This is a genomic window from Microbispora sp. H10670, from assembly GCF_014161385.1.
In the GTDB taxonomy this organism is placed as follows: domain Bacteria; phylum Actinomycetota; class Actinomycetes; order Streptosporangiales; family Streptosporangiaceae; genus Microbispora; species Microbispora triticiradicis.
In genome coordinates this window covers 1-1692 of record NZ_JABBWW010000074.1, presented here as the reverse complement: position 1 = coordinate 1692, position 1692 = coordinate 1, and the positions used below count along the sequence as shown (strand labels likewise).

Below are 1692 nucleotides of genomic sequence, written 5' to 3'. Positions count from 1 at the left end.
CTAGAAGATCACTGAAAATCTTGCGTTCTGGCCTCGCTTGGGACAGCACGGGGCCAGACTTCGTCGGCATGCAGGGTGAGTGGACCGGGGAGCCGGTCGGACCGGATGTGTGGGTGACCTGCCGGGAGTTGATCCCGGCCGGAAGCGTGTTCGCGTTCCTGGCCGAGCATCGGCAGGCGCTGTTTCCGCCCACGATGTTCACCGACATGTATCCCTCGCCCAACGGGCGGCCGAGCATGCCGCCGCAGGTGCTGGCCGCGGCGCTGGTGCTGCAGGCCCTGCACGGGCTGTCAGACTTCGACACCGTCCAGGAGTTGCGCTGCGACCTGCGGTGGAAGGCCGCGTGCGGGCTGGGGCTGTATGACACCGCCTTCGATCCGTCGCTGCTGACCTACTTTCGCCGTCGCCTGGCTCGCTCGACTGATCCGAACCGGGTCTTCACCCGGGTCCAGCAGGTGATCGCGGCCACTGGGGTGCTCACCGGCAGGAAGCGGCGGGCGCTGGATTCCACCGTGCTGGATGACGCGGTGGCCACCCAGGACACCGTCACCCAAATCATCGCCGCCATCCGCCGGGTGATCCGCGAGGTGCCCGGCGCATCCGAGGTCGCGGCGGCCTGCTGCACCGCCTGCAACTACTCTGCTGCGGGCAAGCCGGTCATCGCCTGGGACGACGAACAGGCCCGCCAGGTGCTGGTGGATGCGCTGGTGACCGACGCGGTCGCTCTGCTGGCCCACCTGCCGGCCCAGCCGCTGGGCGAGCGAGCCGCGAACGCGGTTGGTGTGCTGGCTCTGGTCGCCTACCAGGATGTCGAACCCGCCGATGGCTCCGACGGCTGCGACGGCCGGTGGCGGATCGCCCGGCGGACCGCGCCGGACCGGGTGGTCTCCACCGTCGATCCCGAATCCCGGCATGTGCACAAGAACCGCACCCGCTATCAGGACGGCTACAAGGCCCACCTGGCGGTCGAACCCGAGACCGGGCTGTTCACCGCGGTCGCATTGCGGCCCGGGGCTGGGGCCGACCACCACGAAGCCACCGTCGCCGAAGAACTCCTGGCCGGCGAGGAGGCGGTCACCGTGCTGGGGGATGCGGCCTACGGCACCGGCGCAGCCCGCCGGGCGCTGCAGGCGGTCGGACACACGCTGGTGATCAAGCCTCCGCCGCTGCGCCGGGCCGTTCCCGGGGGTTTCACCGTCGACGACTTCCAGGTCGACACTGCTGCCGGCCTGGTGACCTGCCCTGCCGGACAGACCGTCGCCCTGGGGCGGCCGCAGGCCAATGGTGCCCGCATTGCCCAGTTCAAGAAGCGATGCGCCGACTGCCCGTTGCGGATCCGGTGCACCACCTCCGCGACCGGGCGCAACCTCAACGTCCATGCAAACCATGACCTGCTGGCCGCCGCCCGGCGCCAGGCCGCCACCGATCCGGCCTGGCAGGCCGACTACCGCCGCTGGCGGCCACCGGTCGAACGCGGAGTGGCCTGGCTGGTCGCCCAGGGTAACCGCCGCCTGCGCTACCTGGGCACCATCAAGAACAACGCCTGGCTCCACACCCGCACCGCCGCCTTGAACCTCCGTACGTTGATCCACCTCGGGCTCACCCACGCCGACGGCGCCTGGGCTCTCAAGTCAGCCACCGCCTGATGTCCTCCACCGACAGCCCTCACCAAGATTTTCAGTGATCTTCTAG

Annotated in this window: 1 protein-coding gene; it reads left to right on the top strand. The window is 69.7% G+C overall.

All coding sequences use genetic code 11. The annotated features are described in order from the left end of the window. Nucleotides 1-68 precede the first annotated feature (68 nt). Nucleotides 69-1646, top strand: a complete 1578-nt coding sequence (locus tag HHX33_RS34555; RefSeq protein WP_182878240.1) for an IS1182 family transposase — start codon at nt 69-71, stop codon at nt 1644-1646. The last annotated feature ends 46 nt before the right edge of the window (nt 1647-1692 follow it).